This window comes from Ralstonia nicotianae (assembly GCF_018243235.1).
In the GTDB taxonomy this organism is placed as follows: domain Bacteria; phylum Pseudomonadota; class Gammaproteobacteria; order Burkholderiales; family Burkholderiaceae; genus Ralstonia; species Ralstonia nicotianae.
Window position 1 is genome coordinate 498,733 of the sequence record NZ_CP046674.1, and the last position, 25,189, is coordinate 523,921.

20 protein-coding genes and 1 tRNA gene are annotated in these 25,189 nt (G+C 66.8%); 11 read left to right on the top strand and 10 right to left on the bottom strand.

Annotated elements, in window-relative coordinates; translation table 11 throughout:
• Positions 1–18: 18 nt before the first annotated feature.
• The 4 genes from GO999_RS02290 (at position 19) to GO999_RS02305 (ending at position 2,185) form a co-directional block, all read left to right on the top strand.
• Entirely contained in the window at positions 19–765 is a 747-nt protein-coding gene (locus GO999_RS02290; RefSeq protein WP_011002833.1) for a cytochrome c1, read from the top strand.
• Between the two features lie 147 nt (positions 766–912).
• Positions 913–1,524: a glutathione S-transferase N-terminal domain-containing protein gene (locus tag GO999_RS02295; RefSeq protein WP_011002832.1), complete on the top strand. Its 612-nt coding sequence runs from the start codon at positions 913–915 to the stop codon at positions 1,522–1,524.
• A 58-nt stretch (positions 1,525–1,582) separates the two neighbouring features.
• Positions 1,583–2,080: a ClpXP protease specificity-enhancing factor gene (locus tag GO999_RS02300; RefSeq protein WP_111374929.1), complete on the top strand. Its 498-nt coding sequence runs from the start codon at positions 1,583–1,585 to the stop codon at positions 2,078–2,080.
• A gap of 29 nt (positions 2,081–2,109) precedes the next feature.
• Positions 2,110–2,185, top strand: a tRNA-Thr gene (locus GO999_RS02305).
• Between the two features lie 210 nt (positions 2,186–2,395).
• On the opposite strand, the gene GO999_RS02310 is transcribed toward GO999_RS02305, so the two are convergent.
• Positions 2,396–2,923: a GNAT family N-acetyltransferase gene (locus GO999_RS02310; protein ID WP_011002830.1), complete on the bottom strand. Its 528-nt coding sequence runs from the start codon at positions 2,921–2,923 to the stop codon at positions 2,396–2,398.
• A gap of 446 nt (positions 2,924–3,369) precedes the next feature.
• On the opposite strand from GO999_RS02310, the gene GO999_RS02315 reads away from it, so the two are divergent.
• A complete protein-coding gene (locus tag GO999_RS02315) occupies positions 3,370–4,668 on the top strand; it encodes a sensor histidine kinase (protein ID WP_016724690.1) in 1,299 nt (432 codons plus the stop codon).
• 13 nt (positions 4,669–4,681) lie between these two features.
• Here the strand turns inward: GO999_RS02315 and GO999_RS02320 are convergent, their stop codons facing one another.
• Positions 4,682–6,781, bottom strand: a complete 2,100-nt coding sequence (locus GO999_RS02320; protein WP_029240402.1) for a TonB-dependent receptor — start codon at positions 6,779–6,781, stop codon at positions 4,682–4,684.
• Between the two features lie 519 nt (positions 6,782–7,300).
• Between GO999_RS02320 and GO999_RS02325 the strand changes: the two genes are divergently transcribed.
• On the top strand, positions 7,301–9,172 hold the full coding sequence (locus GO999_RS02325; RefSeq protein ID WP_211906515.1) for a gamma-glutamyltransferase family protein: 1,872 nt from the start codon (positions 7,301–7,303) through the stop codon (positions 9,170–9,172).
• 74 nt (positions 9,173–9,246) lie between these two features.
• On the opposite strand, the gene GO999_RS02330 is transcribed toward GO999_RS02325, so the two are convergent.
• From GO999_RS02330 to GO999_RS02340, 3 genes are all read right to left on the bottom strand, one after another.
• Positions 9,247–11,652: a TonB-dependent siderophore receptor gene (locus GO999_RS02330; RefSeq protein ID WP_211906516.1), complete on the bottom strand. Its 2,406-nt coding sequence runs from the start codon at positions 11,650–11,652 to the stop codon at positions 9,247–9,249.
• 86 nt (positions 11,653–11,738) lie between these two features.
• Positions 11,739–12,563 carry a FecR family protein gene (locus GO999_RS02335; protein ID WP_211906517.1) on the bottom strand — a complete coding sequence of 275 codons (825 nt, stop codon included), beginning with the start codon at positions 12,561–12,563 and terminating at the stop codon, positions 11,739–11,741.
• 2 nt (positions 12,564–12,565) lie between these two features.
• Positions 12,566–13,090, bottom strand: coding sequence for an RNA polymerase sigma factor (locus GO999_RS02340; protein WP_028861024.1), 525 nt, complete (start codon positions 13,088–13,090; stop codon positions 12,566–12,568).
• Between the two features lie 607 nt (positions 13,091–13,697).
• Here GO999_RS02340 and cyoA point away from each other — a divergent pair.
• From cyoA to ettA, 5 genes are all read left to right on the top strand, one after another.
• A complete protein-coding gene (gene cyoA, locus GO999_RS02345) occupies positions 13,698–14,687 on the top strand; it encodes a ubiquinol oxidase subunit II (RefSeq protein ID WP_011002823.1) in 990 nt (329 codons plus the stop codon).
• Between the two features lie 9 nt (positions 14,688–14,696).
• Positions 14,697–16,676, top strand: a complete 1,980-nt coding sequence (cyoB, locus tag GO999_RS02350) for a cytochrome o ubiquinol oxidase subunit I (RefSeq protein ID WP_011002822.1) — start codon at positions 14,697–14,699, stop codon at positions 16,674–16,676.
• 3 nt (positions 16,677–16,679) lie between these two features.
• Positions 16,680–17,315, top strand: a complete 636-nt coding sequence (gene cyoC, locus GO999_RS02355; RefSeq protein ID WP_011002821.1) for a cytochrome o ubiquinol oxidase subunit III — start codon at positions 16,680–16,682, stop codon at positions 17,313–17,315.
• The gene (locus GO999_RS02360) at positions 17,316–17,681 is read left to right on the top strand and encodes a cytochrome o ubiquinol oxidase subunit IV (protein WP_011002820.1); all 366 of its coding nucleotides are present in this window, start codon (positions 17,316–17,318) and stop codon (positions 17,679–17,681) included.
• A 138-nt stretch (positions 17,682–17,819) separates the two neighbouring features.
• Entirely contained in the window at positions 17,820–19,487 is a 1,668-nt protein-coding gene (ettA, locus tag GO999_RS02365; RefSeq protein WP_011002819.1) for an energy-dependent translational throttle protein EttA, read from the top strand.
• Here ettA and GO999_RS02370 read toward each other — a convergent pair.
• The 5 genes from GO999_RS02370 to GO999_RS02390 form a co-directional block, all read right to left on the bottom strand.
• Positions 19,484–19,711, bottom strand: coding sequence for a CDGSH iron-sulfur domain-containing protein (locus GO999_RS02370; protein WP_011002818.1), 228 nt, complete (start codon positions 19,709–19,711; stop codon positions 19,484–19,486). The two genes, ettA and GO999_RS02370, sit on opposite strands and share 4 nt — an antisense overlap.
• Before the next feature lie 25 nt (positions 19,712–19,736).
• A complete protein-coding gene (locus GO999_RS02375) occupies positions 19,737–20,225 on the bottom strand; it encodes an aminoacyl-tRNA deacylase (protein ID WP_011002817.1) in 489 nt (162 codons plus the stop codon).
• Positions 20,226–20,394: 169 nt separating this feature from the next.
• Positions 20,395–20,712, bottom strand: a complete 318-nt coding sequence (locus tag GO999_RS02380; RefSeq protein WP_011002816.1) for a hypothetical protein — start codon at positions 20,710–20,712, stop codon at positions 20,395–20,397.
• Positions 20,713–20,888: 176 nt separating this feature from the next.
• Positions 20,889–23,477: a glucans biosynthesis glucosyltransferase MdoH gene (mdoH, locus tag GO999_RS02385; protein WP_028861023.1), complete on the bottom strand. Its 2,589-nt coding sequence runs from the start codon at positions 23,475–23,477 to the stop codon at positions 20,889–20,891.
• Positions 23,450–24,976, bottom strand: coding sequence for a glucan biosynthesis protein G (locus GO999_RS02390; RefSeq protein WP_016724698.1), 1,527 nt, complete (start codon positions 24,974–24,976; stop codon positions 23,450–23,452). Before GO999_RS02390 ends, mdoH begins: the two co-directional genes overlap by 28 nt.
• Between the last annotated feature and the right edge of the window lie 213 nt (positions 24,977–25,189).

The following is a 25,189-nucleotide window of genomic DNA, read 5'->3' on the forward strand; positions in this document are numbered from 1 at the left end:
GAGGATAAGGACACAAGAATGAAAAAGCTGCTTGCGATTTTCGCCTTGGCCGGCTTCATGATTGCGGCCCCCGTCTTCGCCAATGAGGGCGGGGTCCGGCTCGACCCGGCTCCGAACCAGTCCGAAGACCTCTCCGCGCTGCAGCGGGGCGCCAAGCTGTTCGTCAACTACTGCCTGAATTGCCATGGCGCCAGCGCGATGCGCTACAACCGCCTGCGCGACATCGGCCTGTCGGAAGAACAGATCCAGCAGAACCTGCTGTTCACGTCCGACAAGGTCGGCGACACCATGCGCATTGCCATGGACCGCGAGGATGCCAAGAAATGGTTCGGCGCGGTGCCGCCGGATCTGTCGGTGATCGCGCGGGCGCGCGGCAGCGACTGGCTCTACACTTACCTGCGCACGTTCTACCGCGACGACACGCGTCCGACCGGCTGGAACAACCTGGTGTTCGACAAGGTCGGCATGCCGCACGTGCTGTGGGAGCTGCAAGGTCAGCGCGAGCCCAAGTACGAAGAGGTCAAGTCCGAGCACGGCGGCGAGCTTGAGCACAAGCTCGTCGGTTTCGAGCAGGTCACACCGGGCAAGCTGAACACCGTCGAGTACGATCAGGCGGTGGCCGATATTGTCACTTACCTGGACTGGATGGCGGAGCCCGCCGGCAAGCTGCGCAAGCGGCTGGGTGTGTGGGTGCTGCTGTTCATCGGTGTCTTTTTCGTGTTGGCCTGGCGCCTGAACGCGGCCTACTGGAAGGACATCAAGTAAACTCCATGCTTTTTCCGGCCAAGGGCTAGGACGGAAGCTGTCCTAGCCCTTTGCGTTTTCGTTTTGATGCCGCGGGCGATGTGGTATATCGCAGCGGTTGTACCGTCATCGGGCCGCCCCCGGCCCGAGCGTCAAGGAACCAAAGCCATGATGGTCTTGTACTCGGGCACCACTTGCCCGTTCTCGCAGCGTTGCCGACTCGTCCTGTTCGAAAAGGGCATGGATTTCGAGATTCGTGACGTCGATCTCTTCAACAAGCCGGAAGACATCGCGGTGATGAACCCGTACGGCCAGGTGCCCATCCTGGTCGAGCGCGACCTGATCCTGTACGAGTCGAACATCATCAACGAGTACATCGACGAGCGCTTCCCGCACCCGCAGCTGATGCCGGCCGACCCGGTGCAGCGTGCCCGCGCCCGCCTGTTCCTGTTCAACTTCGAGAAGGAACTGTTCACGCACGTGTCCGTGCTGGAGAACGAGAAGGGCAAGGCCGCCGAGAAGTCGCACGAGAAGGCGCGCGCCGCCATCCGTGACCGCCTCACGCAACTCGCCCCGATTTTCCTGAAGAACAAGTACATGCTGGGCGAAGAGTTCTCGATGCTGGATGTGGCGATCGCGCCGCTGCTGTGGCGCCTGGACCACTACGGTATCGAACTGTCGAAGAATGCTGCCCCGCTGATGAAATACGCTGAGCGTATCTTCAGCCGTCCGGCGTATATTGAAGCGCTGACGCCGTCGGAAAAGGTGATGCGTCGCTGATTACCGCCGGGCACGGTCGCGGTCTTTGCGGCTGCGCCCATCGGTTACTCTTTTCATCATGTCGGAAACTTCAACCAAGCCCTATCTGATCCGGGCCATCTACGAATGGTGCACGGACAACGGCTTCACGCCGTACATCGCCGTGTTCGTCGACAACAGTACCAACGTGCCCCGAGAGTTCGTCAAGAACGACGAGATCGTGCTGAACGTCAGCTTTGATGCGACCAGCCAGCTCGATATGGGCAATGAGTGGATCTCCTTCCACGCGCGCTTCTCGGGCGTCTCGCGCAAGATCGAGGTGCCGGTCGACAACGTGCTCGCCGTGTACGCGCGCGAGAACGGGCAGGGCATGGCATTCCCCGTCGAACGCAGCACGCCGCCCGCGCAGGTTGCAACCGAACGCGAGAACAGCCCGCCGCCCAAGCTGTCGGCGGTGGAGTCCGAAGCCGCGCCGGAGCCGGCCACCGCCGAAACGCAGGGCGGTTCCGACGACGAGCCCACGCCGCCCAGCGTGCCGCGTATCGGAGGCAAGCCGTCGCTGAAGGTCGTCAAGTAAGGCGGCTTACGGTAGAATCGCGGATCTTTGCCGGCTTAGCTCATCAGGTAGAGCAGTTGATTTGTAATCATCAGGTGGCGGGTTCGAGTCCTGCAGCCGGCACCAGAAATACGTGGAAAAGCCAAGCACTCGCTTGGCTTTTCGTCTTTTGGCGCAAGTCAATCGTAGCCATCGCGGCTCGCAAACCGTTGTGTCACAACGCTTTGAGGGGATCGCAGAAAGGTGGTCGGGGGGCTGAAAGACGGGGTTGGCGCTCGGCCAACGAAGGATTGTGTCGCATGAACCCTGGCCACTGGAGGGCAAAAACAGGGAGACTCATTCGACGGTTTTCTCGTACACGTCGAGGCCGAGGAGGTTCGGTCTGACCACACTTTGCCGCCGACGCACGAACCCGGATCGACGCAGCAGGGCCTTCATGCTGTCTGCATACCGTGTGCACTCGGCTTGCAAAACGGCGCCTTTGGGCAGACGCTGAACGATATTGTCCAGCAAGGCTCGACCGCACCCCATACCGAAATATTCCGGTGCGATGGAGAACATCGAGATGTTCACATGGAGCGTGGCGCTGCCGATGGCTTGCTGCACCCACGCAAAGCCTGCAAATTCACCATTGCGTTCCAGCACCGAGAGCGGTGACAGGCCGTTGCCGATGCATGCCTTGGAAAACCAGACCGACAAATACGCGACAAATAATTGCTTGAGCAGCAAAACGTGGCCGACGCCGTCGAGGTACGTGTCCGCATAGACTCCGGCAACGCTACCCAACTGAGCCAGCCGATAAATCGATGGGATATCGAACAGACTGGCGGGGCGGAAGACGACTTGGTCTTCGAAGACTTGCATTTCTCGACATCTTTCCCCGGCACATGACGGGGCTGGGCGCAGGTACACAAACAAAACAAACAACCATGCCGAACCCGCACGACGTTGCCTCGGCAAGCCTGCAGTCTCCGCTCGGATTGTGCTAACGGCGACTTTCGCAAGAAATTGAGGCCGCGGACATCGGGAGAACTGCTACTGCCGGTTCACGGCAACGCCTGCGCGGAGCGGCAGCGGGCCGGCAGGGCTCCGGGCTTTTCTGGCATGCTCCCGGTTTCGTACCTCGCCATCCATCGCTTGCGTTGACCGGGATGGCAACCCCGTGACAGCCAGCCCAAAGAATCCTTCACTGCGGATGTGGGGCCGCCTATCTTTAGTCCGGAGCTTTTTTCCGCACCGGACCGGTGCCAGCCGGCGGTTGACCGGAATGCCGTCGCCGGCGGCCAGCCGGAAGATTCTCCCGAGACCCCATGACCCAGGACCGCGCAGTTCGACCCAACCCAGGTCGCGGGCTAGCCCGCGTGTGGCGGCGGCTGATGGCCGCCGTATCGAATGCCATCATCGCGGATGGCGAGCGCGCGACGCGGCTTCGGCGTGCCCGTCTGGCCGGCGTTATCGGCGTCATCGGGCATCCGCTCTATTTCGTGATCTGGTCGTATGTCTTTCCGCAGCCTTATGAGAGCGTCTGGCTGCGGGGGCTGTGTACGCTGCTGTTCGTCCCGCTGCTGTTTGCCGATCGGGTGGCCGGGTGCAAATGGCTGCCGGCCTATGCGGTGTTCGCCGTGACGGTGGGGCTGCCATTCGCGTTTGTCTTCCTGTATCTGCAGAATGCCGGGGCGATGGTGTGGGCGGAGTCCCTGCTCATTGCCGTCGTGATCCTCTTTCACTTCAGCACCGCGTTTGCCGTGTTCTCCCTGGTCACGGGCGCTTCGGCCGCGATGGCGCTGTTCCTGCTGACGGGGCCGGCCGCCGGCGGATTTCCATGGCATGCCCTGCTGGAACAGGTGCCGATCCTGGCGTTCTTCTTTGTTGTCGGGGTGCTGGTCGTCATCCGGCTGGATCGGCAGATCCTGATCGAGCAGAAGCAGCGCGGGATGGCGCTGGCATTGGGGACGGTGGCGCACGAGCTGCGTACGCCGCTGGCCAGTCTTGCCTTGACGGCCAGCGGCATCCAGAGCCGGCTGCCGCTGGCGGTGTGGCCGGACCATCCCGATCTGCCGGTGCTGCGGCAGGCTGTCGAGCGGATGCGCGCGGACGTGATCCGCGCCACCAACAGCATCGAGCTGCTGGTGGCCAATTCGAAGGATCCGCAGGCGGTGTGCACCGCGTGGTTCGATCCGCATGAGGCGATCTGCGCGGCCATCGATGCCTATCCGTTCGAGCTGGGGGCGCGCCCGCATGTGCATATCGCGCCGAGCACGGGGATGCGGGTGCTGGGCAACGCCGGGCTGTTCGAGCACGTCATCACCAACCTGACCAAGAATGCGCTCGAGGCGATCCAGCGGGGCGGCAAGGGCGATCTGCGCATCGGCTATGAGCGAATGCCGCAGGCGGTGGAGATCGTCGTGCGCGACACGGGGGCCGGCGTGTCGCCGGCGGTCCTCAGGCGGATGTTCCAGCCGTTCTTCTCGCACCCGGCCCATCGGGGGACGGGGATCGGCCTCACGTTCTGCAGGAAGGTTCTGCGCGGCTGGGGCGCCAGCATTTCGTGCCGATCGGTCGAGCACGAGTTCACCGAGTTCCGGATCCGGTTCCCGAATCCGCGCTGAGGCACCGCGTCCGTCAGAACGTCCAGGCGATACCGGCCCGCACCGTGCGCGGCTCGGCCGGGTGGATGTGCCGGTCGTTGATGCCGGTCGCCGCGCCGCTGGCGTCCACCGGCGAGGTCTCTCCCTTGAGCCGCGAGGCGTAGTCGTAGTCGATGTCGTTGGCCTTGCGGTTCAGCGCGTTGAGCACTTCGACGAAGACGCGCACGTTCTTCCGCACGCGATAGCCGGCCTTCAGGTTGACCAGGAACGACGAGGCCGAGCGCACGCTGTTGTCTTCGATCAGGGGGCGCGGGCCGAAGTAGCGCAGGCGGGCGCCGAGGGTCCAGCGGCCGTGTGTCCACGACATGCCCGCGGAGGCGGTGGTCTGGATTGCCTCGGGGATGTGGTCGCCGGCCGGATCGGCATCGCGGAAGCGCGCGCGGGAGAAGGCGGCATCGGCGTCGAGGATGAGCTCGGGCGACGGCTTGTAGTACGCCGCCAGCTCCACGCCGGTGCGCCGGCTGGGACGGCTGGGCTGCGTGGTGCCGGTGTCGCCGGCGAACACCAGCTCCGAGCCGATATCCAGCCGCCACAGCGAGGCGGACAGCTGCAGGTCGCGCGCCAGCGCTTTCGTCCGCACGCCGACCTCGTAGCCGGTGGCCGGCACCAGCACGCTGACCTTGCGCACCGGATTGCCCGAGGCCGGATCGACGGTGGTGGTGGCGCCGCGCACGTCGTTGCTGTGGTAGCCGCGTCCCCAGTTGACGAACACGTCGGTCCTGGCCGTCGGCGACAGCACCACGCCCAGCTTGGGGGCGACGATATGCTCGGCGCCGCTGCCCGAATTGCGCGGGTTGCTACTGCCGACGCGGTACCAGAACTGGTCGGCGCGCAAGCCGGCGAGGGTGCGCAGCCAGGGCCGCCACTGGATGCTGTTGCGCAGGTAGAGCGCCGTGCTGGTCTCGTCGACGGTGTCGCTGCGGACCAGCGCGTAGGGCTGCCGCGCCACCGTGTCGGCGAGCAGGATCGGGTCGAGCCGGTCGTAGCGCGTCTGCGAGCCGATCTCGGTTTCGCTGTCGTGCCCGGCAAGCTCGCCGAACCACGTGCGCGAGGCGTTGATGCCGGTCGTGACCCGGTTCTCGAACTGCTCGAACTGGTCGCCCAGCACGGGGTTGGCGAGCGCATAGGTGAAATTCGAGAACAGCGTCAGCCGGCTCTTGATGACGTAGGCGTTGGCCTTGAGCTGCCCGTCGGCCAGCGGGCGCAGCCAGTCGGCCGACAGGCTGTAGCGCGAGGCCATGCCGCCGTCGGTCGGATCGATGGCGCCGAAGCGGGCGATCAGGCCCTGGTCGATGGCGCGCTGCGGCACCTGGTCGGTCGATTGCCAGGTGTTCCGGTAGGCCATGCCCGTCACGGTGACGCGCTCGCCGCCGCCCAGCGGCAGGGTGTAGCGCAGCACGCCGTTGAGCTTGTGCACGCCTTCCGGCACGGCCCACGGGCCGTTCTCGCCCAGCCACTCGAAGCCGTACAGCAGCGTGCCCGGCCCGACCGCGCGCGAGTCGGCGAGCAGGCCGCGCCGGTAACCGTATTCGCCCAGCTCGAACTGGGCGAGGCCGTGCGGCAGCTTGTCGGCGTAGTCGATCCGGACGGCGCCGGCGGCCGAGAAGTCGCCTTCCTCTGCGAAGTAGGTGCCTTTCTTGTAGGCGATGCCGCTGACCAGTTCCGGGATGAGGAAGTTGAGATCGGTGTAGCCCTGGCCGTGCGCGTGCGTGCGCATGTTGACCGGCATGCCGGCCACCGTGGTGGCCAGATCGGTGCCGTGATCGAGATTGAAGCCGCGCAGGAAGTACTGGTTGGCCTTGCCGTCGCCGCTGTGCTGCGTGACGATCAGGCCGGGGACGGTCTCGAGCAGTTCGCCGGGGCGCAGCAGGGGGCGGTTCTCCAGTTGGGCACGCGGCACATAGCCCTGGCTGGCGGCTTCGCCGGTGGCGGCCGCGGCGGCGGCGGACCCGACGACGGTGGTCGTCTCGAGCTGGACCTCGGGCTGCTGGAGTCCGCCCGCGAGCGCGCTCAGCGGGCCGGCCATGCCGTAGCCCAATGCCATCCACAGCACGCCGGCCGGCCGCGCTCTCATGGTCCCCATCCCTCGTCTCATTGGTGTTCTTGCGGGCGCCAAGTGTATGGGTTTCCGCCGAGCCTCATGCCGCCGGGCGCGCGCCGCGGCAGTGCCCGCTGGTGCCCGCCGGCGCCCGCGCAGCGTTTTTGACTTCCGTCCGCCCGCGGCATAGCTTGGTCGAGTCAATCCCTCCCGCGCGCCGGCAGTCGTCGCCCTGTCCTCATCAAAGCACCGGGCAACGGTGCCGGAAATCATTCGAACGAAGCATGGTGTGGTGCAAACGCCTCCCGCGAAAGGCGCTGCTGGTGCCATGCGACCGCGTTGCCGATCCGGCCGCCCCGGCCCACGCTCCGGTGTTTCCATCCGGGGCGATCGCGCGCATGCCTGGCACCGCGCGCGCGTCCGCCGCCCGGATGCGCGAAGCTTCGGCGTTCATATGGGTCCGGCATGGTGTACCGGGCGGTGGGTTTGGGGCAGGGCCCGGCACGTCACCATCCGCTTCCTGCAATGAGGCTTTGGAATCACGAGGAGAACCGCATGGCAACCCAGGCTTTTTCCTTGGCGCGCGTGCGCGGTCCGCTGGTGCTGGCGGCGCTGACGCTGCTCGGCGCATGTTCCACGCGGACCGCCGTGCCGACGCCGGCCCCCGTGGCCGGCTCGCCGTCCGTCGCGCCCGAGTCGCCGCGCCCGCCGGAGGTGGCCTCGGGCTACCGCACCGGCATGACGACGGCCTACGCCGAGCAGCACATGGCCGCCGCCGCCAACCCGCTCGCGGCGGAAGCGGGCCGGCGCATCCTGCGGCAGGGCGGCTCGGCCATCGACGCGGCCATCGCCATGCAGGCCGTGCTGACGCTGGTCGAGCCGCAGGCCTCCGGTATCGGCGGTGGCGCCTTCCTCCTCTACTGGGACGGCAAGCGCGTGCAGGCCTATGACGGCTGGGAGACCGCCCCGGCCGGTGCCGACGAGAACCTGTTCCTGCGCCCCGACGGCACGTCGATGGGCTTGAGCGAGGCCCGGATCGGCGGCCGCGCGGTCGGCGTGCCCGGCGTGCTGCGCGCGCTGGAGCTGGCCCACCGCCGGCACGGCAAGCTGCCCTGGACCAGGCTGCTCCAGCCGGCCATCGAGCTGGCGGAGCAGGGGTTCCCGGTTTCGCCGCGGCTCTATACGCAGATCGCGGCCGACCCGTTCATCGCCGGGTCGCCGGAGATGGCGGCGTATTTCCTCACGCCGCAAGGCAAGCCCAAGCCGGTCGGGACGATCGTGAGGAACCCGCAACTGGCGCAGACGCTGCGCGAGATCGCCAGGCACGGCCCCGGCGCGTTCTATGCCGGGCCGATCGCGGCCGACATCGTCAAACGCGTGAGCGGCGGCGCCGATCCGGGCACGCTGTCGCTGGCTGACCTGCGGGGCTATCGCGCCAAAGAGCGCGATCCCATCTGCGCCGACTACCAGCGCTGGAAGGTCTGCGGCATGCCCCCGCCGTCGTCGGGCGGCATCGCCATCGCGCAGATGCTGGGCACGCTGCAGGCCCTGGCGGCGCGCGATCCGAAGTACGCGCTGGCCGCGATGGCACCGCGCGAGACCACCCGCGCCGCCGGCCTCGAACCCAGCGTCGACGCCGTGCACGTGGTGTCCGAAGCCGGGCGCCAGGCCGATGCGGATCGCGGCCTTTACGTGGCCGATGCGGATTTCGTGCCGGTCAACGTCAAGGGCCTGACCGATCCGGGGTACCTGACGCTGCGCGCCGGGCTGATCGGCGACCGGAGCACGGGCCGGGCCGATCCCGGCACGCCGCCCGGGACCTCCATCGCGCTGGCGCCGGACCGCTCGCCGCCGCGCGTATCGACCTCGCAGATCGTGGCGGTGGACAACGCCGGCGGCGCGGTGTCCATGACGACCGCCATCGACAGCGATTTCGGCGCGCACCTGATGGTGCGCGGCTTCGTGCTGAACAGCGGGCTCACCGATTTCTCGTTCGTGCCGAACGAAGGCGGCAAGCCGGTCGCCAATCGCGTGCAGGCCGGCAAGCGGCCGCGCTCGTCGATGGCGCCGACGCTGGTGTTCGAACGCGACAGCGGCCGGCTGGTGGCGGCGCTCGGTTCGCCCGGCGGCTCGCAGAGTATCGAATACGTGTCGAAGACGCTGATCGGTCTGCTGGACTGGGACATGGACGTGCAGAGTGCGATCAACCTGCCCAACTTCGGCAGCCGCAACGGCCCGACCGAGGTGGAGCGGGGTCTGGTGACGCAGACGCTGGTACAGGGCCTGAAGGCGCGCGGCCACGACGTCGCGCAGATCGAGATGACCAGCGGCACGCAGGCCATCGTGCGGCGCCGGCGCGACGACGGCAGGTGGGGCTGGGCCGGCGGCGCCGACCCGCGCCGCGAAGGGGTGGCGCTGGGCGACTGAGCCGCGCGCCTGCATCGGGCCGGGCGGACGGGCCGTGCACTGCGCACGGCCCGTCTGCTTTTGCGGCAGCGACGCTACCAGGCGTATTTCGCGGTCGCGAGCACGGTGCGGCCGTTGGCGTAGATGCACCGCGTGGCGTCATAGCAGCCGGAGATGACTTCGCGGTTGGCCAGGTTGGTGCCGTTGAGCGCCAGGCGCCAATGGCGGCCGGCGCTGTAGAAGATGGCTGCGTCGAACAGCGCATAGCCGGGCACGCGCAGCGCGTTGTCCGGTGCGCCGGCCGTGGGGCTGACGTAGCGCACGCCGGCGCCGATGCCCACGCCCTGCAGCACGCCCGAGCGGATGCGGTAGTCCGTCCACAGCGAGGCGATCTGCCGCGGGGTGGGGATGGCGATCGGCCATTTGTCGAGCGAGGCGTCGTTGGCGCGGGTGTTGCGCACGTCCTGGTAGGTGTAGCCGGCAATCACGTTCCAGCCCGCCATCGGCTGCACGGTGGCTTCCAGCTCGAAGCCCTGCGAGCGCACCTCGCCGGTCTGCGTGCTGTGCGTGCCGGCCGGATCGTCCAGGTCGGGCGTCAGCACGTTGCGCTGGTGGATCCGGAAGACCGATGCCGTGACCGATGCCTTGCTGCTGGCCTGGACCTTCACCCCGGCCTCGACTTGCCGGCCCTTGGTCGGCTTGAAGGCCTGGCCGCTGCGGTCGGTGCCGACGGTCGGGTTGAACGAGGTCGAATAGCTCAGGTACGGCGAGATGCCGTACGGCGCCAGGTACACCACGCCCACGCGCCCGGTGAAGGCGGCATCGCGCTGGCTGGCGGTGGTGCCGCCGAGCAGGTCGTCGGTGCGCGTGTCGGCCCAGTCGTGTCGGCCGCCCAGCGTGAAGACCCAGCGCTCGCCCAGCTTGAGCTGGTCCTGCAGGTAGAGGCCCAACTGGGTCTGCCGCTGGCGGATGTCCTGCGGCGATGCGCCCGGGCCGCTGAAGATCGACCGGTCGGTCGGCTGATACACCGGGTTGTAAAGGTCAAGCGACGAGGTGAGCGCGTAGTTCTCCGGGTCCCTGGTGGTCTGGCGCTGGTAGTCGACGCCGGCCAGCAGCGTGTGCCGCACCATGCCGGTGGCGAACCGGGCCTGCGCCTGCGTGTCGATGTCCAGCCGCCCGTAGCTCGGCTGCGCGATGCCGGCGTAGCGCAGCAGGGTGCGCTGCGTCGGGTCGCTCGGGTCCAGGCCGACACCGTAGGTCATGCGGTCGTCGAGCCTGAGGTGCATGTAGCGCGCGTTCTGGCGTACCGTCCAGGTGTCGTCCAGGCGATGCTCGAACTGGTAGCCCAGCGAATACTGCGTCTTCTCGTACGCGTCGAAATCCGGCGAGCCGGTGAAGCGGGTGGCGGGAATCTTGCCGTTCGGGTTCGGCAGGATGGTGCCCTGCGCCGGCAGGAAGCTGTCCGACGCATTGGTCTTGTCGCGCAGGTAGTTTGCCAGCAGCGTCAGCGTGGTGTCAGCCGACGGCTTCCAGGTCAGCGACGGCGCGATCATCAGGCGCTGGTCGTTGAACGGCCCCAGCGGCAGGTTGCCGTCGCGCGCCAGGGCGGTCAGTCGGTACGACAGCTTGCCGTCGGCATCGAGCGCGCCGCCGAAATCGCCGGCCACCTGCTTGCGCGCATGGCTGCCGTATTGCACCTCGATCTCGCGGATGGGCTCGGCGGTCGGCTGCTTGGTGACGACGTTGACGGTGCCGCCCGGGTCGCCCTGGCCGTACAGCACGGAAGCCGGTCCCCGCAGCAGCTCGACGCGCTCGATCTGCCACGGGTCGACGCGCCAGCTGGCCAGGTTGATGGTGTTGGGCAACTGCAGGCCGTCCAGGTAGGTGGCCGGCACGAAGCCGCGCACGGCGGTGTACCAGTCCGAGCGGGTGCCCGCGCCGTAGGTCGATACCGATGCCGTATACCGCAGGGCCTCGTTGACGCTCTGCGCGCCCTGGGCTTCGAAGCGGTCGCGCGTCACCACGCTGATCGACTGCGGAATCTCTTCGATCGGCGCATCGGTCTTGGTGCCGGTCGCGCTGCGCCGGGCGACGTAGCCGTGCACCGGGCCGTTGGCGGATTCGGCCTGCGCGGCGGTGGCGACGGTGGCCGGCAGGGTGACTTCGGCGCCGCTGCCGGCCGGCTCGATGGTGAAGGTGTTGTCGCCCTGCCGGCGCGCCGTCAGCCCGCTCTGCGCCAGCAGGCGGTTCAGGGTCTCCTCGACGCTGTAGTGACCCTGCACGCGCGGCGCGGTCTTGCCGGCCGTCAGCGCGCTGGCGAACACGAGCTGGGTGCCCGCCTGCCGCGCCAGCGCGTTCAGCGCCGCATCGAGCGGCTCGGCGGGAATGTCGATGACCATGCGCGGTTGCGCGATGGTGGTGCTGGCAAACAGCGCGGCGGCGGCCAGCGCGCCCAGGCGCGGCGCGCGAGACCGGCGTACCGGTCGGCGATGTCGATTCACTGTGAAGGCTCCCCGTTTGTTGGTCTAGGTCACAGGGAAGTAGACGGGCGGGGCGCCGCGCACCCCTACCTCGGCGGCGCCGGTGGTCAGCGCGATGCGCCGCGGGCCAGCACGTGGATGGCGTCGTCCGCCTCGCGCCGGATCGTCACCGGCAGGACGGAGGGCAGCAGATCGAGCAGCGCGTCGGTGCGCGTGCTGTCGAAGACGCCGGAAATCTGCAGGCGCCCCAGCGCGGGATCGGCCAGCGTGACCGGCGCGGCGCGGTAGCGGTTGATGTCGGCCACGGCCTGCGCGAGCGGCGTGTGATCGAACAGCAGCTTGCCGTCCTTCCAGGCCACGGCCGCGGCGGGGTCGGGCTCGGCGCGCGCGTTGAGTGTGCCGGCGCCGGTGTCGGCGGCTTGGCGCGGGCCCAGCAGCACGGCATCGCCCGAGGCGTCTTCCACGTGCACGCGGCCGCGCAGGACCGTCACGGTGATGCGCGGATCCGCCCGGTGCACGTTGAACGCCGTGCCCATCACGCGCACCGTCGTGCCGCCGGCCCGCACGATGAACGGCCATGACGCCTGGGCCACGTCGAAGAGCGCTTCGCCATCGACCAGCAGCACCTGCCGCGAGCGCAGATGCCATTCCACCTCGGCCACGGTGCGGGTGTTGAGTGTGACCGAGGTGCCGTCGGACAGGCTGATCTGCTGGCGCGAGCCGGCCGCGGTGGCGTATCGCTGTGAATGGAATGCCGGATCGGCCCACAGCAACGCACCGAACATGGCGGCAATGCCGGCCACGATGAGCGGCCCGCGGCGGCGCGGCGCACGAGCGGGCGCCGGCGGCAAGGCGAAGCGCTGCCGCAGCGCGGCACGGTGGCGCGCCAGGCTGGCTTCCTCGCGGGCGAATTCTTCGGGGGTGTGGGACATGCTCAACGCGGTCCGGGGCGGTCCAGCGCGGCGCGGCAGGCTGTCATGCCCCGCCGGATGTGCTTCTCCACCGCCTTGCGCGAAATCCCCAATCTTACCGCTACCTCTGTCTGCGGCATGTCATGAATCTTGTGCAGCACAAACACTTCCCGGCAGCGCGGCGGCAACTGCGCGATGGCCGCCGACAGCCGGTCGAGCTCGCGGCCGGCATCGACATGGCGGTCGTGGCCGGGCATCTCGTCGGCGCAGTCGGGCAGTTCGGCCGCGCTTTCCACCCAGGCGCCGCGCGTGGATTCCACCCGGTGCCGGTCGATCGCCAAGTTGAGTGCCGCTCGACGCACATATGCTGCTGGCGCGGCTACCGCCTGGCGCGGCGGTTTGGCCAGCAGGTTGACACAGACGTCATGCACCACGTCGTGTGCCGCACTGCGGTCGGTGCCGAAGCGCCGGCGCAGCAGGTCGACCAGCTCGTCGTAGTGACGAACCAGCGCGGCGAGCAGGGGCAGGGTGGTCGGGTCGCAGGACACCGGTCGAAGAAGCAGAACGGGAAAGCGCCTGATTGTAAATGAGAAGAATTCTTATTTTCAAATCCGTATGAGGGCGCACATTTGGGGGCGTCGTGGGGTGTGCACCACTGTGGCTGATTGTCGCAGTGCAACAACAACCACTTAAGAAAGGCTTACCCGCAAAGCCGCGTAAACCCTGGGCGAGCGATCCAGTTGTCGCTTGTCAATTGTTGCCGTTTTTTGCTTGCCTGGGCAGAGTGTGCAATCCGAACGGGCTTCTGACGGTAAGATCGCGCCCGCATCCCACTCCAACCGCGCTCCCCCAACGAGCGCCTGACGTAGTGCCTGCTCCTTATCCATCCGCGCCCGGTCCATCGTCCGCCGCTCTGTGCGACGCGGCGGTGCTCGGCCTCGTCCGTGCGATCCACGGCCGAAGTCCGCCTCGACGGCGGGGCGCGCTGGGTTCAGCTTCTCCCTGACCGGCGCCAGACGTGATCCAAGGCCTGCTGCGGCACCAGACAGTACTCGGTGCCAGATGCACGGTCTTTTTCATTTCCAGCGTTTTCTGCCTGTGGCCTTGATGGCCCCCGTGATGTCCGGAAGCATCGCCGGCGCAACTGTGCAAGACATGAAGAACCAATCCTTTCCACGTTTGAAGCGGCTTCTGGCCGCAAGCATTCCCCTGCTGCTGTCGGGATGCAACCTGACGGTCCTGGACCCGAAGGGGATGATCGGCGCCGAGGAAAAGACGCTGATCATTGTGGCGACCGCTCTGATGCTGCTGGTGGTCGTCCCTGTGATCGTGTTGACGCTGGCGTTCGCGTGGAAGTACCGCGCGAGCAACACCAAGGCCCGCTACGAGCCGGACTGGTCGCATTCCACCGCGATCGAAGTGGTGGTGTGGCTGATCCCGTGCCTGATCATCATCGCGCTGGGCGTGATCACCTACCGCTCGACGCACGCGCTCGATCCGTACAAGCCGATCGAATCCGACGTCAAGCCGATCACCATCGAGGCCGTGTCGCTCGACTGGAAGTGGCTGTTCATCTACCCGGAACTGAAGATCGCGACCGTCAACCAGATCGCGTTCCCGGCCAACACGCCCGTCAACTTCAAGATCACGTCCGACTCGGTGATGAACGCCTTCTTCATCCCGCAGCTCGGCAGCCAGGTGTACGCCATGGCCGGCATGCAGACCAAGCTGCACCTGATCGCGAACGAAACCGGCCAGTTTGACGGCATCTCGTCCAACTACAGCGGCGCCGGCTTCACCGGCATGAAGTTCGTGGCAACGGCCATGACCAACGAAGAATTCGACGCCTGGGTCAAGCAGGTGCGCGCGTCGTCGCAGAGCCTGACCAAGGAAGGCTACGCCGAGCTGGCCAAGCCGAGCGAGAAGGTGCCCCCGGCAATGTACGCCTCGGTGGACCCGACGCTGTACCACAGCATCCTGCACAAATACATGGGCGACTCGGACAAGGTCCTGACGCTCGACGAGGCGCTCGAAGGCGCCAACTGCACGACGGCCACGGCCGAGGCGGCAACGCGTCCGCTGCCGGTGCAGTCCGCCCTGCCGGCGCCGAAGGCTGCAACGGCGGCCACGCCCAAGAATTCCTAGGAGTTGACGATGTTTGGCAAGTTGAGTCTGGAGGCCATTCCGCTGCACGAGCCCATCGTGGTCGTGACAGTGTCGGCCATTCTGCTGGGTGGCGCCGGCCTGTTTGGCCTGATCACCTACTTCAAGAAGTGGTCGTACCTTTGGAATGAGTGGATCACCTCGGTCGACCACAAGAAGATCGGCGTGATGTATTGCATTTTGGCGATCGTGATGCTGCTGCGCGGCTTTGCCGACGCCATCATGATGCGCTCGCAACTGGCGCTCGCCTCGGGTGGTGGTGCCGGCTATCTGCCGCCCGAGCACTACGACCAGATCTTCACCGCGCACGGCGTGATCATGATCTTCTTCATGGCCATGCCGCTGATGACGGGCCTGATCAACCTGATCGTGCCGCTGCAGATCGGCGCGCGCGACGTGGCCTTCCCGTTCCTGAACACGCTGTCGTTCTGGCTGGCGGCCGCGGGCGTGGTGCTGGTCAACCTGTCGCTGGGCGTCGGCAACTTCGCGCGCACCGGCTGGCTGGCCTACCCGCCGCTGTCGGAGCTGGCCTACAGCCCCGACGTGGGGGTCGACTACTACATCTGGGCGCTGCAGATATCCGGGTTGGGCACCTTGCTGACCGGGGTGAACTTCGTCGCGACCATCTTCAAGATGCGTGCGCCGGGCATGACGCTGATGCGCATGCCGATCTTCACCTGGACGGCCCTGTGCGCCAACATCCTGATCGTGGCGGCCTTCCCGGTGCTGACCGTGGCGCTGGCGCTGCTGGGCCTGGACCGCTACCTGGACATGCACTTCTTCACGAACACGGCCGGCGGCAACGCCATGCTGTACGTGAACCTGATCTGGATCTGGGGCCACCCCGAGGTGTACATCCTGGTTCTGCCGGCATTCGGCATGTTCTCGGAAATCATCTCGACGTTCTCGCGCAAGAAGCTGTTCGGCTACACGTCGATGGTGTACGCGACGGCGGGCATCACGGTGCTGTCGTTCCTGGTGTGGCTGCACCACTTCTTCACCATGGGCTCGGGCGCGAACGTCAACGCGTTCTTCGGCATCGCCACCATGATCATCTCCATCCCGACCGGGGTGAAGATCTTCAACTGGCTGTTCACGATGTACCGCGGCCGCGTCGAGTTCACCTCGCCGGTGCTGTGGACGATCGGCTTCATGATCACCTTCGTGATCGGCGGGATGACCGGCGTGCTGCTGGCGGTGCCGGGCGCCGACTTCCTGCTGCACAACAGCCTGTTCCTGATCGCCCACTTCCATAACACCATCATCGGTGGCGTGGTGTTCGGCTACCTGGCGGGCATCACCTTCTGGTTCCCGAAGGCCTTCGGCTTCAAGCTGGACGAGAAGTGGGGCAAGCGCGCCTTCTGGTGCTGGTTCGTCGGCTTCTACCTGGCCTTCATGCCGCTGTACGTGCTGGGCTTCATGGGCATGACGCGCCGCCTGAACCATACCGACAACCCGGCTTGGCAGCCGTGGCTGATCGTCGCCGTGATCGGCGCCGCGGTCATCGCCTGCGGTATCGCTTCGCAGCTCATCCAGATCGTCGTCAGCATCCGCAACCGCAAGGCACTGGCCGACGTGACCGGCGACCCGTGGGGCGGCCGCACGCTGGAGTGGGCCACGTCGTCGCCGCCGGCGCACTACAACTTCGCGACCGTGCCGGTGGTGCGTGACATCGACGCCTTTGCCGACATGAAGGCGCGCGGCGAGGTGCCGACGCAGGTCGCCGCCAGCTACGAGAAGATCCACATGCCGAAGAACACCGGCGCCGGCTTCTTCATCGGCATGTTCTCGATCGTGATGGGCTTCGCCCTGGTGTGGCACATCTGGTGGATGGCCGTGCTGGGTCTGGGCGGCATGATCGTCAGCTTCATCTTCCGCAGCAACAACGACGACATCGATTACTACGTGCCCGCTCAAGAGGTTCATGAGACCGAGTCGGCCTACTTCCAACGCATCGGTTCGCAGGCTTAAACCATGGCTACCAATGTTCTAGACGGCCACGCCGCGCACGCCGCGGACCACGGCCACGCGCATGACCATGCGCACCACCACGATGCCGCAGACACCAAGGTGTTCGGCTTCTGGGTGTACCTGATGAGCGACTTGATCATCTTCGCGTCGCTGTTCGCCACGTTCTGCGTGCTGCGCAGCGCGACGGCGGGCGGCCCGGATGGCAAGGAGCTGTTCGACCTGTCGTACGTGCTGATCGAGACGGGCATCCTGCTCGTGTCGTCCATCACCTACGGCATGGTGATGGTCGGCCTGCAGGCCGGCCGCAAGGACCAGGTGATGCTGTGGCTGGGCATCACCTTCCTGCTGGGCGCGGCGTTCGTCGGCATGGAAATCAACGAGTTCCACCACCTGATCGCCGAAGGCGCGGGCCCGAGCCGCAGCGCATTCCTGTCGTCGTTCTTCACGCTGGTCGGCACGCACGGCCTGCACGTGGCGAGCGGCCTGCTGTGGATCGCCGTCCTGATGTGGCAGATCAGCCGTAAGGGCCTGACGACCACCAACTCGACCCGCCTGGCGTGCCTGAGCCTGTTCTGGCACTTCTTGGATGTGGTGTGGATCGGCGTGTTCACCGTCGTCTATCTGCTGGGAGCGATGTAAATGGAACAGACCAACGTTTCCTCCAACGTCCACGCCGACGCGCATGGCCACGCCACCGGCGGTGCCGGCCATGCCACCGTCAAGGGCTACCTGATCGGCTTCGTGCTGGCCGTGATCCTGACGGTCATTCCGTTCAAGATGGTGATGGGCGGCGGCTTCTCGCACGACACTGTGCTGGTCACCGTGATGGGGCTGGCGGTCGTGCAGATCGTCGTGCACCTGATCTATTTCCTGCACCTGGACGGTTCTTCCGCCCAGCGCTGGAACGTGATGGCCTTCCTGTTCACGCTGCTGATCCTGGTCATCGTGATCGTCGGTTCGCTGTGGGTCATGCACAACATGAACGTCAACATGATGACGCACTGAGCGCATCATCCGAGCCGCAAGAGAGAGGCGCCCGGCATGGGCGCCTTTTTCTTTGGCCGCGCGCAGCCCTATCCGGTGCGGCCTGCCGCCCGCCTTTGCTACACTCCGCGGGTTTCCAAAATTCCAGCGCCTGACCTCATGTCACAGTACGTTTTCACCATGAACCGCGTGGGCAAGATCGTTCCGCCCAAGCGCCAGATCCTCAAGGACATCTCGCTGTCGTTCTTTCCCGGCGCCAAGATCGGCGTGCTCGGCCTGAACGGCTCGGGCAAGTCGACCGTGCTCAAGATCATGGCCGGCCTCGACAAGGACATCGAGGGCGAAGCCACGCCGATGCCCAACCTGAATATCGGCTACCTGCCGCAGGAGCCGCAACTCGATCCCGCCAAAACCGTGCGCGAGGAAGTCGAGAGCGGTCTGGGTGAGGTGATGGACGCACAGAAGCAGCTCGAAGCCGTCTACGTCGCCTACGCCGAGCCGGATGCCGACTTCGACAAGCTGGCCGAAGAGCAGGCCCGCCTGGAAGCCATCATTGCCGCCGGCGCCGGCGATAACGTCGAGCTGCAGCTCGAAATCGCCGCCGATGCCCTGCGCCTGCCGCCGTGGGACGCGCGCATCGAGCACCTGTCGGGCGGCGAAAAGCGCCGCGTGGCGCTGTGCAAGCTGCTGCTGTCGCGCCCCGACATGCTGCTGCTCGACGAGCCGACCAACCACCTGGATGCGGAATCCGTCGAGTGGCTCGAGCAGTTCCTGACCCGCTTCCCGGGCACCGTGGTGGCCGTGACCCACGACCGCTACTTCCTCGACAATGCCGCCGAGTGGATTCTCGAACTCGACCGCGGCCACGGCATTCCCTGGAAGGGCAACTACAGCTCCTGGCTGGACCAGAAGGAAACCCGCCTGAAGCAGGAAGAGTCCACCGAATCGGCACGCCAGAAGGCCCTGAAGAAGGAGCTGGAGTGGGTGCGCCAGAATCCGAAGGGCCGTCAGGCCAAATCCAAGGCCCGTCTGGCCCGCTTCGACGAGCTGAACAGCCAGGAATACCAGAAGCGCAACGAAACGCAGGAAATCTTCATTCCGGCCGGCGAGCGCCTGGGCAATGAAGTCGTCGAGTTCACCAACGTCAGCAAGGGCTACGGCGACCGCCTGCTGATCGACAATCTCAGCTTCACCATCCCGGCCGGCGCCATCGTCGGCATCATCGGGCCGAACGGCGCCGGCAAGTCGACGCTGTTCCGCATGCTGACGGGCAAGGAGCAGCCGGATGCGGGCACCGTCAAGATTGGCCCGACCGTCAAGCTCGCCTATGTGGACCAGAGCCGCGATGCCCTGGACGGCAGCAAGACCGTGTTCGAGGAGATCTCGGGCGGCGCCGACATTCTGACGGTGGGCCGGTACGAGACGCCGTCGCGCGCCTACATCGGCCGCTTCAACTTCAAGGGCGGCGACCAGCAGAAGCATGTCGGTACGCTGTCGGGCGGCGAGCGCGGCCGCCTGCACCTGGCCAAGACGCTGATCTCCGGCGGCAACGTGCTGCTGCTGGACGAACCGTCCAACGACCTCGACGTGGAAACGCTGCGCGCGCTGGAAGACGCGCTGCTGGAATTCGCCGGCTGCGTGATGGTGATCTCGCACGACCGCTGGTTCCTGGACCGCATCGCCACGCACATCATCGCCTTCGAAGGCGACTCGCACGTCGAATTCTTCCCGGGCAACTACCAGGAATACGAAGCGGACAAGAAGAAGCGCTTGGGCGAGGAAGGTGCCAAGCCCAAGCGCATCCGCTACAAGCCCGTCATCCGCTAAGCCGGAGGCTCAGGCGCCGCGGGCGCGTCGAGATTGCTGTCGAACTCGACGCGCTTGTGCGAGCCGTCGCAGAACGGCTTGTTCAGCGAATGGCCGCAGCGGCACAGCCACGCCTGTCCTTGCTCCACCGGCAATTCACGCCCGCCCTGGGTGACGATACGGAAGCTACCCTTGATGTGATACGGCCCGTTGTTGCGGGCCGTGATGACGACGTCGTCGGCCATGGCCGTCTCCCGTCTCCCGCCTGGGTCAGAACAGGATGCCCTGCATGCGATGAGCGAAGCGCGCGGTCTGCGCGTCGCGCATCAGGGCCATGAACTGGTCCATGTCCATGTGCACCAGGTTTTCGTGGTCGCCGGCCTCGAAATAGACGTCGCGGTGCTGCATCAGGCTGTCGTCCACAAAGGTGGGCATGCCATAGGCCATGCCTACCGGCGGCACCGCGCCCATATCGCAATCCTTGAAGACTTCGCGCAGTTCCGATTCGTCGGAGAGGGTGAGCTCGTAGCGGCCGGACTGCTTTTGCAGCTCCGACAGGTGCAGGTGGTAGGTCGACGGCAGCACGGCGGCGACATAGCCGTACTTGTCTTCCAGCAGCAGGGTCTTGGCGAGACGGTCGCCGGGGACGTGCGCGGATTGCGCCGTCTCCGTGCTGGTGTGCGTGTGCGGATGGCGGATGACCTCGTACAGGCAGCCTTTGCTGCGTAGGCAGCTGTCGAGGGTGTTGGAAATCGACATGGCGGACTCCTGGATACGTTGACGGCAGGCGGGCTTGCGATTGCCGCTACGCTCAGGATAGGTCGGATTCCACGCCGTGAGGGTGGAGGCCATGCACGCAAAACCGGGCGCACGAGGCGCCCGGCAGGGGAGGGTCGGTCAGTCCGGCAGGGGTGATGTGCCGTGAACGTCAGTCACGGTCCCAGCCGCGGTGGTGGCGCCATTCGCGCTCATGCCATTCGCGTTCGCGCCATTCATGGCGGCGCCATTCGCGCTCGCGCCAGTACGGATCGCGGTAGTAGCCGCCGCCCACCACGACCGGTGCCGGCGCGTACACCGGTGCCGGTTGATAGATCACCGGCGGCGGCGGGGCGTACACGGGTGCCGGTGCCACGTAGACCGGCGCCGGCACGCCGATCGACACGCCGACGTCGACATGGGCCAGCGCTGCCGTCGAGGCGCACAGCGCAGCTCCACCCAGAACGAATGCGAGCAGTGTGCGTTTCATGAGGCTTCTCCTTGCGGTTGCGAGGCCGGCGGAGCCAGGCGCCGCATCGACTTCGTACAATCGGGTATGTGAAGGCATTGTACGAACCGCGTCACGGCAACGGTGATACGCAATTCCTACGGCTGTAACAGAACGTAAAGCCGCGCCCCGCCGAAACCCGGGCGGGGCGCGATGCGTCAGGCCGCGGCCTTCGAGGCCAGCGCGTTGGCTGGCAGCCAGGCCGCGCGATGCACATCGGACGACCACACCGCGAGGTGCAGCGCCGACAACGCCAGCGGATCGGACAGCAGCACCAGCTTCTGCTTGCTGGTGAGCTTGTCCGGGCCGGCCGCCAGTGCCTGGAGCACGGTGGCATCGCGCACTTCCAGCAGCTTCGGATCGTGCGGGAAGCGGGCCGTGCCGATCGCGCACATCAGCGCATTGGTGACCGGATCGACCACGGCCAGGCGGAAGTCGGGCGTCGGCGGGGCCTGGCGCAGGTGCTTGCGCATCGCGCGCAGTTCGCGCGGCGGGCGCACTTCCTCGGGGATCATGAACAGGCGCCAGCGGCGCATGCCCCGCCCCAGGGTCACGCGGCTGGAGAACACCGACAGCAGGATCGACACGATCAGCGCGCCCACCACCGGCGACAGCCACCACAGGAAGCTCGGGTTCAGCCAGTACACCAGCGCGGCCCAGCCCAGGCCCAGCAGCGTGTGCAGGCCATGGCGCCGCACCGCGTCGCCCCAGTGCGTCTGCGCATCGTCGCGCGGCGGCGACTTCCAGTGCACCTTCCAGCCCAGGAACGCGGCCGTGACGAAGCGCGTGTGAAACAGCATGCGCACCGGCGCCGCCAGCACCGAGAATACCGCCTCGATCACCATCGACAGCGCCAGATGCAACGCGCCGCCGAAGCGCCTCGGTCCCTTCGCCCACAGCACCAGCACGCTCAGGATCTTGGGCAGGAACAGCACGGTTGCGGTTGCCGAGAACAGCGCGGCGGCCTTCTCCGGATGCCATTCCGGCCAGATCGGGAAGAGCTGGCGCGGCTGCGTGAAGTATTCCGGGGCGATCAGCGTGTGCTTGGCCAGCAGCGCCGTCGACAGCAGCAGGAACAGGAACCACAGCGGCGCCGACAGGTAGGCCATGACGCCCGTCACGAACACCGCACGATGCACCGGGTGGAAGCCCGGCGAGCCGAACAGACGGAAGTTCATCAGGTTGCCGTGGCACCAGCGGCGGTCGCGACCCAGTTCGTCGAGCAGGTTGGGCGGCATCTCTTCGTAGCTGCCGTCCAGGTCGTAGGCGATCCATACCGCCCAGCCGGCGCGCCGCATCAGCGCGGCTTCGACAAAGTCGTGCGACATGATCTCGCCGGACAGCGATCCCTTGCCCGGAATCGGCGCCAGCGCACAGTGCTTGATGAACGGCTCCAGCCGGATGATGGCGTTGTGGCCCCAGTAGTGCGATTCGCCCAACTGCCAGTAGTGCAGGCCGGCAGTGAACAGCGGCCCGTACACGCGCGTGGCGAACTGCTGGATGCGCGCGTACAGCGTGTCGCGGCCGGCGGCCAGCGGTGCGGTCTGGATGATGCCGGCGCTCGGGGCACCCTCCATCAGCTGCACCAGGCGTGTCAGGCAGTCGCCGCTCATCACGCTGTCGGCGTCGAGCACGATCATGTAGCGGTATCGGCCGCCCCAGCGCCGGCAGAAGTCGTCGATGTTGCCGCTCTTGCGTTTCACGCGGTGGCGGCGCCAGCGGTAGAAGACGCGCCCGAAGCCGTCGAGCGCACGGCAGACGTGCAGCCAGGCGTCGGCCTCGGCCGTGCGGATGTCCGGGTCGCCCGAGTCCGACAGCACGAAGAAGTCGAAGTGCTCAAGGTGGCCGGTGCGCTGCAGGGACTCGTACGTCGCGCGCAGGCCTGCGAAGACGCGCTGCACATCCTCGTTGCAGATCGGCATGACGATGGCGGTGCGCGCGTCGTCCGGGATGGGCGCGTTGGGCGCGGCGCGGCGCGAAATGACGAAGCGGTCGCCGTGGAACGCCAGCAGCAGGAAGCCGGTGATCGCCGTCCAGAAGCCCGCCGACACCCAGCAGAACAGCAGGGCGAACAGCGCGATGATGATGGCTTCCAGCCAATCGTGGCCGTGATACGGCAGCACGCTGCTCATGGCCCAGGTGGCCGCCACCGTCTGCGCGATCATCAGGGCCAGCAACGTCAGGCGCCGGCGCGCGCCGACGAAGCGCCAGATGCCTTTCGGATCGGGCGAATCGGGCTGTTCGTAGGGCACGGGGGCCGTCCCGCCGGAGAACAGCCGGCCGATGGCGCGGCGCGCGCGCCAGATCGGGCCCAGCACCCACGGCCACGGCACCATCGAACGGCGCGCGGGTTCGGGGCCGGTGTCCAGGTGGATGCGGCCCGCAGTGTCGTGTTCCAGCGGCGGGGCGGGCTCGGGCGTCGCGGTGCCCGCGTGGGGCGTGCCGTAGGCGGCGTCGAGCCGCGAGCCGATCGACGCGTAGGCAGGGACGCTGCCTTCGATCGATGCGGTCTGCGCGGCGTCGAGCCTGGCGAGCGCACGGTGCAGCTTGGCCAATGCCACCGCGTCCTTGTCGGCCGGCTCGATGCCTGCCTCGCGCCGCAGGGCGGCACGCGCTTCGGCAGGCAAGGGGAGCGCCTCGAGATAACGCTCGGCCACGGACAGCGCCGTGGCCGGCCGGGTGGAGGCGGTCGTGCCCTCAGCGTTGCCGGGCTGGGCGTTCAGCCCGGAGGTAGCAGGTAGCTCCACGTCTCAGAAAGTCCGGTACCGCCGCTGCGCAGATAGCCGCGCAGCTCGATGGGTTTGTCGTCGTCGACCCGCTTCAGGCGCACGGTGACGCGCCAGCCGCCGGTCGCGGTGTTGGGTTGGCCGAAGATCGATTCGATCTTGCCGTTGGCGTCCGCCGTGAACACCGGCTCGACCGGTGCGTTGGGCGGCAGCTTCGCCAGGGCCGGGCCCTCGAAGTCGACCACGAGGGCGATGGTGTCGTCCGGCTTGCGCTCGTCGGGGCGCTTGGTGGTCCAGCCGTGCGAGCGGCGCGTCTGCGTGACCCACGACAGGCCGGGCTTCTTGTCGCCCTCCTTCTGCCACAGCAGGCGGTATTCGAGGTTGAACGGCTGCTGCGGCTTGGGCGGCGTCTCGGGCACCCAGTATGCGACCACGTTGTCGTTGGTCTCGTCCGGCGTCGGGATCTGCACCAGCTCCACGCGGCCGGCGCCCCATTTGCCGACCGGCTCCACCCACGCGCTCGGGCGCAGCTCGTAGCGGTCGCCGATTTCCTGGTAGCTGGAGAAGGCGCGGTCGCGCTGCATCAGGCCGAAGCCGCCGGGGTTGGTGGTGGAGAAGGAGCTGACCAGCAGGCGCTTCGGGTTGGTGAGCGGGCGCCAGATCCATTCGCCCGTGCCCGACAGCATCGACAGGCCGTCGGAGTCATGGACTTCGGGCCGGAAGTCCAGCGCACTGGCCGGCTGGTTCTCGCCGAAGAAGAACATGCTGGTCAGCGGCGCGATGCCCAGCTTGCTGACGTTCTCGCGCATGTAGAGCTGCGCCTTCACGTCGACCTCGGTGTCCGTGCCTGGCTTGATGACGAAGCGGTACGCGCCGGTGGCGCGGCGCGAATTGAGCAGGGCGTAGATCGTCAGCTCCTTGGCGTTGGCCGCCGGGCGCTCGATCCAGAATTCGGTGAAGCGGGGGAATTCCTCGCCGGAGTTGAGCGCGGTATCGATGGCCAGGCCGCGCGCGGACAGGCCATAGACCTGCCCCTTGCCGATGCCGCGGAAGTAGGACGCGCCCAGGAAGACGATGACTTCGTCCTTGTACTTGGGCGTGTTCATCGGGTAATGGATGCGGAATCCGGCGAAGCCCAGGTTGCGCAGATGCTTCGGGTCGAGCTTGACGGGGCCGTAGTCGAACAGCCTGGGGTCGAAGCGGATCTCGCGCGCGCCGGCCGGGGAGACCTCGTTGATCTTCACCGGCTGGTCGTAGTACGAGCCCTCGTGGAAGAAGCCGAGCTCGAACGGCAGTTTGTCGCGGCGCCAGTAGGCCTGGTCCGACTTGAAGCGGATTTCGCGGTACTGGTCGTAGCGCAGCTCGCGCAGTTCGTGCGGCAGCGTGTCGGGCGGCGCCTGATAAGGCTTGGCCGCCAGCTGCTTGGCGCGCGCGGCCACGTCGTTGAGGCCGAAGGCCAGCGCCGCCTGCGCCGAGGCCAGCGCCAGCAGGCCGACAGCCAGCCGCATGCAGCCGGCCATCGCGCGCGCGCGGCGAGAATGGGAGGGAACAGCGTGTGGAATGGTCAAAATGGGATCGCGTGTCTGGCGGCGAGGGGAACGAAATCGACGTCCGGACTCACCGCAGTTTCGTCTGTGCCGCCGAGATTCTACCCGTCAGCCCTTTGGCAGATCAAAACCCGCAACATTTTGATAACGTTTACGGCCCTCCGTTTCGCCGATCACCGTGGCAAT